Origin of the sequence: Asticcacaulis sp. (assembly GCF_027484505.1) — a bacterium.
GTDB lineage: Bacteria > Pseudomonadota > Alphaproteobacteria > Caulobacterales > Caulobacteraceae > Asticcacaulis.
In genome coordinates this window covers 1-8,862 of the sequence record NZ_JAIXSV010000253.1, presented here as the reverse complement: position 1 = coordinate 8,862, position 8,862 = coordinate 1, and the positions used below count along the sequence as shown (strand labels likewise).

The window sequence follows — 8,862 nt, the reverse complement described above, 5'->3', positions numbered from 1 at the left end:
CAATGCGGTTCGATCTTCGCCCATTGGGCATCGGTTAGAATATTGCGGTCCATGAACAGTATGAATCACAATTCGATTCATCTGTGAATCCCCACAAACCCTAGAGCGGAATGATTTATCCTGGAATCATTCCGCTCAAGCCGCCATTGCGGCGGCGGCCAAGGTGGCGCAAGCCACCGCCCGGCGAGGGGCTAAACAAACGCTGGATCATTATGTTTCTACCAGAAATCATAATGATCTAGCGCTTTCCGAAAAGCGTGACGCACTTTTGGCTTCGCCGAACTTCGTTTCGGATAAAAAAGCGCTTAAAGTCATAAACTTAGAGCGTTGTTTCCATTCAATCCGAACGAAATTTGCTCTGACGATCACGCCGTCTTTTTGGTGGCGGGCTCCGGCACGGTCAACTGGCTCCACGCCTCCGGCTTGCCCTGCGCGCAGTCATTCAGCAGATAGTCGGCCAGACCCGACAGGTGCGTCAGCTCGGCGCTGTAGATGATCGAGCGACCACTGCGGTAGGCCTTGAGCAGGCCCGCCCCCGTCAGAATGCTGAGGTGGGTCGAGGTGGTGTTGGCAGGGGCCTTGATCGCGCGGGCAATCTCACCGGCGGGCATACCGGACGGACCTGCGCGCACAATGGTGCGAAAGGCTTCCAGCCGGCCCGGATGGGCAAGGGCGAACAAGGCAACGACGGCATCATCCATTTCCATGCGAAAACCATACATGAAAGCGATGTGGGTAAAAACCCCCGACGCGGGAATTTGCAAACGAATTCGCCGGGTTTTTCAGCCATTGAACGTAAGGAAGGCATAAAGAAAGGGCGGCTGCCGATGACAACCGCCCCAGGGTCAGGGAGAAACGAAAAAACAGCTCTTACGCAGCCAGACGGATATAGGCCTCGCCCATGCGCTCCAGTCGATCCGGAGCGGCCTCACCGGCCAGAAAGGCCGGGCTCATCTGGCTCAGCGTTTCGATTCGCGAGCACAGAGCGCCAAATAGGTCGGCATAGGCGGTGGCGATCATGGCCGGGGAGCCCATGACATCTTCCGGATCGGGGAGGAACCAGTCGATCAGGCGCGGATTGCCCTTAAATTGCGGCAGGCGGCCCTGCGGCAGGTGGTGCGACAGGCGGAAAACGAAGTCGAGTTCCGGCGCATCCGCCGCCCCGAAGGCTTCGATCCCCTTGGGCACAAGGGTCTGAATATTGTAGTTGATGCGGTGCAGAAGCGCGATGGCATAGGGGCTGATGGCCACGGCCGGGGTCACACCCGCAGAATAGGCCTCAAAGCGCCCGGCCCCCAGACGGTTGAGCAGGGCTTCGGCCAGAATGGAACGCGAGGAATTACGCTCGGCCAGGAACAGAACATGGATCGGACGATGAAACATCTAGGTTCTCCCCGGCCCCACACCCCGGCGGCCGTCTGCAGGTGGGAGGAAAACGCCCTTCCCGAAACCACGTTATCAAAGCTTCATGAGTTTGCGGTTTACAGACACGGTTAAGAAAGTCCTGACAAAAAGAACCGGTAAACCTTATCGTGAGCTTATTTCTAACCCGCTGGAAACCGGCTATGGTTCACGGGACAAATGTGGAGGACCCTATGCGTCGCAGTCTGTCTATCGTCGCTCTTTCCGCGCTGGCCCTGACCCTTGCGGGTTGCGTCACCACGACGTCCCCGACCGATAGCGGCATGGCCCCGCCACCCCCGCCTCCCCCTCCGCCGCCGCCTGTGGTCGAAGCCCCGACGGGCGTGCTCTATACCTGTCAGGACGGCACGACCTTCCGCATCGCCTTTAGCGAAAAGGCAGCGACCGTGACCCTGAAAGACGGCACGAAGTTACACCTGCCGCAGCAGGTGGCGGCATCCGGCATCTGGTATTCGTCGGGCAAGCACGATTTCCGCGGCAAGGGTCGCGACGCCACCTGGACCGTCGGCAAGAAGATCCCGACCCAGTGCGTGACGGATTAATTGGTGACGCTTAGCAAATAGGTCTCGGTACCCCACAATTCATGGTGCCGCTTACCTTTTTCTACTTGAACTGTGCACCTATCTCTGGCGATACGCTTAAGACCGTCGCTATCGATTAATGAGATCGACGTGTCGCTGATAGCATCAACAACCGTCCAGTGCTTGTGCTTACCGCTGAGGCTTAAGATGACTGAACCCTTTTCGTGGATCGCCACGTGTTCGGCTATTTTCACCCAAAATTCCTGAAGTGATTGAGGGTGGGAATTGAAAGCTATCTTACGCTTTATTTCGTAACCATATCGATCATTAAGGTGGTTCGACGCACAGTCTAATAAAACGCCTAACGTCCGCACTTTCATCCCATCGACAAGTGCATCTTCAAGCTTTTCCAAGCGCCCTAACTCGGAACATAAAGCGCGGAAAAGCTCCTTCACATTGTCCTGCGAAATGCGCTGAGGCGAAAGATGTATGGCAGCGTTGACAACTGAATAAACGCCACACAATCCATCCAGATTGCCCTGCATACGGGCCCGGTTTACACTTCTGCGATTGCTCATAAAGCTCCCCCCTTGGAAATACTCTTTTAACACAAAAAAACGCCTGCCGTGAGAGGACGGCAGGCGTTTTTTCGTAGTCCTGAACCGTAAGGCTTAGGCGGCGACGATGCCGCCCTGCTCCTGCGGGTCGCGCAGCACATAGCCACGGCCCCAGACGGTTTCGATGTAGGAGTTGCCGTCGTTCGCCACGGCCAGCTTCTTGCGCAGCTTGCAGATGAAGACGTCGATGATCTTCAGTTCCGGCTCGTCCATACCGCCATAGAGGTGGTTGAGGAACATTTCCTTGGTGAGCGTCGTGCCCTTGCGCAGGGACAGAAGCTCCAGCATCTCGTATTCCTTGCCGGTCAGGTGCACGCGGTTGCCCGCGACTTCGACCGTCTTGGCGTCGAGATTAACGATGATGTCGCCGGTCTTGATAACCGACTGGGCGTGGCCCTTGGAGCGACGCACCACCGCATGAATGCGGGCGATCAGCTCATCCTTATGGAAGGGCTTGGTCATATAGTCGTCGGCACCGCCGCCGAGCGTCTTGACCTTGGTTTCGATTTCGGAGGTCCCCGACAGGATCATGACCGGCGTATTGACCTTGCCGACGCGCAGTTGACGCAGCACTTCGAGGCCGGACATGTCAGGCAGCGACAGGTCGAGCAGGATCAGGTCATAGTCGTAGATCTTACCCAGATCCACGCCTTCTTCGCCCAGGTCCGTCGTATAGACGTTGAACCCTTCGGATTTCAGCATCAGCTCAATGCTTTGAGCAGTCGCGCTGTCGTCTTCAATCAGCAGTACGCGCATGTAGCCCCTCCCGGCTATGGCAAACACAAAGGTGAAGGCGCGAACGCCCCCGATGGTGAGAATTGGAGGCTAGCCCGCAAATCCCTTAAGATTAGTTAAGCCTAACAAAATCTCAAAAAGGGGTACGCTGATTTGCGAATCGCTGACAAGAGTCGCGAGTCAAGAGGGGGGCTTTTCCCCAGGTCTTTTTTCATTCTTTTTTAAGAAAGAGTCTTTTTTCGCACACAGTCAGGGCGAAATGCGGCAAGGGGTGGATTTATGCTTCTGATTTTCAAGATGTTTTCACCCGCTTGAATCCGTGCCAACCTTCACCGGCAAAGAAAAACGGAGGCCTCCCGCTGGAAGCCTCCGTTTGTGTACGCAAAGTTTTAAATATCGCCTCAGAAGGCCTTGGTCAGGGCGATCAGGGCCGACTGGGTTTTGTGATCGTCCTTGCCGAAGCTGCCGGCATAGCGCGCGGTGACGCCAAAGCCCATCACTTCGGTCGTGAGGCCGACCCCGGCGATCAGGCCCTCGGTGGGCCGTTCACCCATCTCACGGCTGAACGGCAGAGCGGTGTTGTTGATCAATTGACCTTTCAGCGGGTCCGTCTCACCACTCAGCACGTCTTCATAGCCCAGTGAGCCGGTCAGGTGAGTCTTGTCGCTTAAGCGCGCCTGCGCCCGCAGTTCCAGCGCCCCGGACAGGGCCGACACCTTGCGCCCGTCAAAACTGACGGCTCCGATGGTGTAGTTTTCATCAAAGCCGCGCATGTGGCCGCTGACCCACGACAGGCGCGCCACCGGCGTCAGGGACAACGTGCCCATATCGTGCCGCCAGCCGGTTTCGACCTGCGCCGAAGCCGACCACCCCTGCACCTTTTCCTGCTGGATGGCGACCGCGCTCAGCGTCGTCTGGCGGCGATAGTCCTCAAACTCCTCATAGCCCATGCCGAGGCCCAGGGTAACGAAGTGCGGCCCCTTATCCCACTTAGCCCCGGCATCGAAGCTGATCACCGTCGGCTTGGCGGTCAGCAGATAGCCCGCAGCATCACCCTTCAGCAGGGTCACGCCCGCGCCAAAGGTGGTGGCCTCACCGTGCCCGAAGACCGTGCCGAAACGCAGGCCCGTCAGGTCGTAATCATAGGCCTTGGTCTTCAGGCCTACGGCGGCGGCACCGGGCGCCGATTGCAGGTTAAGCGTGCGTTCCGATTGCGCCTGATCGCCGATCACTTCGACGAAAACGCCCTTTTGGCCTTCATACAGGCGCTGATTGAAGCCCAGCATGGCGTTGCGCCGCGCCGCATAGGAGACATCGGCAAACAGGCTCACCCCCTCGGACAGGGTCGGCGTGTAGAGGTATTGCGTCGCCACAGCCGCGACCAGCCTATGCCCGGCGGCGGTCGGGTGCACCCCGTCCCAGAAAAGGTAATTATTCTGCACCGAGGCCCCGCCAGTGACGCAGGCCGTAGTCGCCACGCAGCTTGAGGTCACGTCGCTGAGCCCGAAGGCCGCCGGATTGGCGAGGATCAGCTTGAACGCCGTATTGATGTCCACCTGCACGATATTGGTGGTGGGACGGCTGGCGGCGACGGTCTTCACCGCGGTATTCAGCGCCGAATTGAAGGACGAGCCGGAAAACCCGGCCAGATCCTGCGCCGTGGTGCCTTTGAACTGCGGCGTGTTGTTGAGATCGGGCAGGTTCAGCACCAGCACCGTGCCGGCACCGGCTCCGGCGATCGTATTGACCTGAGACGCGATATCGGCCGCCGCCGAGGTGGCGATGCTGCCCATCACACCGGTCGCGGTCGAAGGGTTGGTCGCGGCCACCGGCAGGCCCTGAAACAGGTTGTTGGCCCCGGCCCACATCGTCACCACGTCGCGCGCGCCAAAGGTGCCGCCGCGCGCCTGATAGGCCTGAAGCTGCACCGCGGTGCCCGGCGGATTGGCCTGCGTATCGGTGCGCGCCCCGCCAAAGGCGAAGTTGACATTGCCGGTCGGCACTCCGGCCGTCGTATAGCCGTTCATCGTCCCGATCAGATATTCGACCCATACCTTGTCATTGGTGAAGCGGCGATTGTACGGCGCCGGCGGCTGCGTCCCGCCCGTCACGGCATAGAGATTGCCGGAATCGCTCAGCGAGTCGCCAAAGGTAATGACGCGATCATAGGTCTGGGCCGAGGCCGCCCCTGCCGACAAGGCAAGGAGTGAGGTCAGCGCGATAAGGCTGGTGCGTTTCATGTGAGGGTCCGCCCTGTACGGAGTTTATGTTCTGCACAGGAGGGAATGCCCGTTTGGCGCGTATGGCAAGTGTGACGCACCGTCAATTTATGACGTTTTGGCGACAATCGTCACAAAATTAACACACGGAATTTTCTACATTATTTTGCATGTGCGAAAGAATTATCGCTTAAGCGAGACGGCGTGAAACAGGCTTTGCGGGCGGGCATCCGGGGTTTGCGTCGCCATCTCCAGCCCCGTCAGCGTCAAGCCTTCGACGTGCCGCGCCCACAGGCCCCAGGCCGGCGTTACGCCGAACATGGACGGCTCCGGATAGGCGCTCGGCAAATCATCGACAAAGGGCGCGACCCCCGCCGGGCTCAAACCGCCCCGATAGGTCAGGGCGATATTTTCCAGCGTCACATTCTGAATGGGGCTTTCGGGCAAACCCATGATCAGGGCGCAATAGTCGGGCAGGATGTCGGTGGCCGTCAGGTTGCGGAGGGTCACGTCACGGATGCGGCCGACCTTGGTGCCTTCCGGCCCGCGCAGGCGCGCTCCGACGCGCAGGAAGATAGGCGCCGTGGTGATCTCGCTCAGGCTGAGGTCTTCGCACACCACATCCTCGATGACGCCGCCATCGACCGTCTCCAGAGCCAGCCCGCGCGAGCGCTCAAAGCGGCACTTGCGGATGCGGATACGCCGGAAATCGCCATTGGATTCGGTGCCGATCTTGATGCGCCCGGTGACGCGGTCCTGATCCGGGGCGCGGTCCTGCGTGCGGCCACAGGTGCCATCAAGCAGGGTCCCCAGATCGTAGCCCGACACGGTGCAGTCTTCGATGGTAATGTCCTCACAGGCCCGCGCTTCGCCCAAAGCAAAGCTCGATTTGAGCACAATAGCGTCGTCATTGGGCGTGTTGACGCGGCAACGACGGATGGTCACGCGGCGGCAGGCGTCGATATCCAGCCCATCGCGGTTGGTATCGAGGCTTAAGGAGTCGATATCCATATCCTCAACCCCGGTGGCCAGCAGCGCAAAATGCCCGCCATTGCGGATTGTAAACCCGCTCAGACGCACCTGACGGCAAAGTTTCAGGGCAATGGCCTTGTTGCCCAGCCCCTGCATGGCCGACACTTCGGGGGCCAGTTCGGCCATCACCTCAGCCGACAGGCCGCGCATCGACAGCGGGAATTCACCCGCCTGCTTTTTCCACTGAGAGCCCGGCCCTTCGCGGGTCAGGCCTTCGCCGTCGATCGTGCCTTCGCCCGTGATGGCGATGCGCTCCGCCCCGTCGGCCCAGATCAGGCTGTTGCGCCAGTGCGAATGGCCAAAATCCTGATAGAGGTCAAACGGATTGTCTTCGGGCAGATCATATTGCCCGCCATGCCGGGCCGGATCGGCGGCGATCAGCACCGCCCCCTTATCCAGATGCAGGGTCACGCCGGATTTGAGATGCAGCGAAAAACTGAGATACCGCCCGGCCGGAAACCGCACCACACCGCCAGTCACCGCCGCCGCCTCAATGGCCGCCTGAATGGCAGCGGTATCCAGCGCCTCCCCCGTGCCCGTGGCACCGTATGCCCGCACATCCCACGTCATCAATCCAGCCTGTTATCTATGTCTTCGTTATGGTGAAAGATTTGCACGATCAGGACGCCGTAATCCGTCTGTGCAGCCGCCGATAATCTATAGGCGGCCATCGGCCTTCAGCTTTTGTTTGACCGCCTGCATGATGTCCGGCAGCGACTTGTCACTCAGGCCACTTTGCTCGGCCTCTTCCAGAAGTTTGGCGAGGCGCAGCTCCTGAGACAAGCGCTCCTGATCACGCCGCACCAGATCGCGAATATATTCGCTCTCATTATGATAGTCGCCACTGCTCACCCGCGATTTAATGAAACCGCGCATGGTTTCCGAAAGGGACACGCTCATCGACGACATCATGACCCCCGCTTGTTGAGACCAATAGATAATATTAGATCACAAAGCTGGCAATCCACAGTCTTTCAGAAACGCATAGGTGGCGTCGTAAAATCCGGGTGGGCGGGTGGGGTCATCGACATCCCCCTTGGGTACGAAGATAACCATACCTTGTCGGGCACGGGTGAGAATAACGCGATAGGCGTTCTTCAGATAAAGCTGCGCAAAGGCATCGTTCACATTGCGCCATTTGGTGCCGGCGAATTTGTGATGCTGCCAGCCACCTTCTGAGTAACGATAATCAGCATCCCAGCAGACCCCAACCCAGTCCAGTTCCAGCCCCTGAACGTCGAACTCGGTCGCTACGTCCTCCAGATACCAGGACGAGCGTACATCCTCGCGGTCATTCAAAAACCAGTTGACCGGTTCGATACTGGCCTTCACGTGCACCCCTTCGGGCTTGAGACGGTGGGCGCCGGAGGAGGCCACCAGACCATAGCGTTCTGTCCCGCGGGCTTTGCTGCGCAACCAGCGGCGGGCGGCGTTCAGATCGCGGGTAATGACAAGGGGATAGGCCGTCAGTTGCGCAAAGGCGGCGCGGGCGGCCTCAGCCTCACCGTTCAGCAGATGCGAAACAAAGCCGGACAGGGTTTCCGCGCGGAAAGACCGCATCGACACGCCCAAGTGCAGATCATCGCTCAGCGTGACCTGATCCTGCTGGATAAACGCCCGCGCCTCGCGGTTCAGATCGTAGTCAGTTTGCACAATCTGCGCCGAGGCATAGACCCACCAGTGCGGGAAACGCGCCCGAATCGCCGACATCCATTCGGACAAGCCGGCCTCGCCCGTATTGATCTCCTGCCCGCCGCCGATCAGGCACACCACCGTGCACCAGTCGGGGTGACGGTCCATCACACTGAGCAGAAATTCGGGTTCGGACATGTCGAAATCAGCAATGCCGCGTTTGGCCTGCATAAATTTCGACGCCTGAGCGCGGGTCCAGGCCCGTTGGGCTTCATCAAACACCACCACGTGCTCGCTGGGGATGGTCGCACTGCCCGCACAGTCGTCGCGGAAATGGTGGATGTTCTGAATAAAGGCGCGCACATCGCGTTCGACATGCTTTTTGGAACGCCCGGTTCGGGCACTCTGATCGCGCGCCAGCGCTTCACGCAGTACATCGACCAGCGGTCCGTTTCCCGACAAAAAGGTCGCGTGTTCGTCGGCATGGGATTCACTGCGCTGAGTGGCGATATTGAGGCCTGCCAAGGTCTTACCCGCCCCCGGTACGCCGGTGACAAAACAGAGGTGAGAGGTGGGCCCCATTTTACGGACAGGAATGCGGCTTAGCTAAGCTTGTGTCTGTGGTGTGATTATGCCGCTTGCCTCGTTATTCCCGATCCCAGGTAGGCCTCGTCTGGTGTCTGT

Annotated in this window: 9 protein-coding genes; 1 reads left to right on the top strand and 8 read right to left on the bottom strand. The window is 59.3% G+C overall.

Annotated features, from left to right (window positions below; all coding sequences use genetic code 11):
- Positions 1-365 precede the first annotated feature (365 nt).
- Both Q0072_RS14845 and Q0072_RS14840 read right to left on the bottom strand, forming a co-directional pair.
- Positions 366-707, bottom strand: a complete 342-nt coding sequence (locus Q0072_RS14845; RefSeq protein ID WP_049781677.1) for a helix-turn-helix domain-containing protein — start codon at positions 705-707, stop codon at positions 366-368.
- 163 nt (positions 708-870) lie between these two features.
- Entirely contained in the window at positions 871-1,383 is a 513-nt protein-coding gene (locus Q0072_RS14840; protein WP_126422655.1) for an arsenate reductase ArsC, read from the bottom strand.
- Between the two features lie 212 nt (positions 1,384-1,595).
- On the opposite strand from Q0072_RS14840, the gene Q0072_RS14835 reads away from it, so the two are divergent.
- Positions 1,596-1,964, top strand: a complete 369-nt coding sequence (locus tag Q0072_RS14835; protein WP_298331569.1) for an MliC family protein — start codon at positions 1,596-1,598, stop codon at positions 1,962-1,964.
- On the opposite strand, the gene Q0072_RS14830 is transcribed toward Q0072_RS14835, so the two are convergent.
- The 6 genes from Q0072_RS14830 to Q0072_RS14805 form a co-directional block, all read right to left on the bottom strand.
- The gene (locus tag Q0072_RS14830) at positions 1,961-2,521 is read right to left on the bottom strand and encodes a hypothetical protein (protein ID WP_298331567.1); all 561 of its coding nucleotides are present in this window, start codon (positions 2,519-2,521) and stop codon (positions 1,961-1,963) included. The genes Q0072_RS14835 and Q0072_RS14830 overlap by 4 nt on opposite strands.
- Positions 2,522-2,614: 93 nt before the next feature.
- Complete coding sequence (gene ctrA / locus Q0072_RS14825) at positions 2,615-3,316, bottom strand: response regulator transcription factor CtrA (RefSeq protein WP_013478129.1); 702 nt, start codon at positions 3,314-3,316, stop codon at positions 2,615-2,617.
- Between the two features lie 380 nt (positions 3,317-3,696).
- Positions 3,697-5,535: an autotransporter domain-containing protein gene (locus tag Q0072_RS14820; protein WP_298331564.1), complete on the bottom strand. Its 1,839-nt coding sequence runs from the start codon at positions 5,533-5,535 to the stop codon at positions 3,697-3,699.
- 162 nt (positions 5,536-5,697) lie between these two features.
- Positions 5,698-7,116, bottom strand: coding sequence for a glycoside hydrolase family 28 protein (locus Q0072_RS14815; RefSeq protein WP_298331561.1), 1,419 nt, complete (start codon positions 7,114-7,116; stop codon positions 5,698-5,700).
- A gap of 87 nt (positions 7,117-7,203) precedes the next feature.
- A complete protein-coding gene (locus Q0072_RS14810; RefSeq protein ID WP_298331559.1) occupies positions 7,204-7,446 on the bottom strand; it encodes a type II toxin-antitoxin system ParD family antitoxin in 243 nt (80 codons plus the stop codon).
- Positions 7,447-7,494: 48 nt separating this feature from the next.
- A complete protein-coding gene (locus Q0072_RS14805) occupies positions 7,495-8,760 on the bottom strand; it encodes a DUF2075 domain-containing protein (RefSeq protein WP_298331557.1) in 1,266 nt (421 codons plus the stop codon).
- Positions 8,761-8,862: the final 102 nt, after the last annotated feature.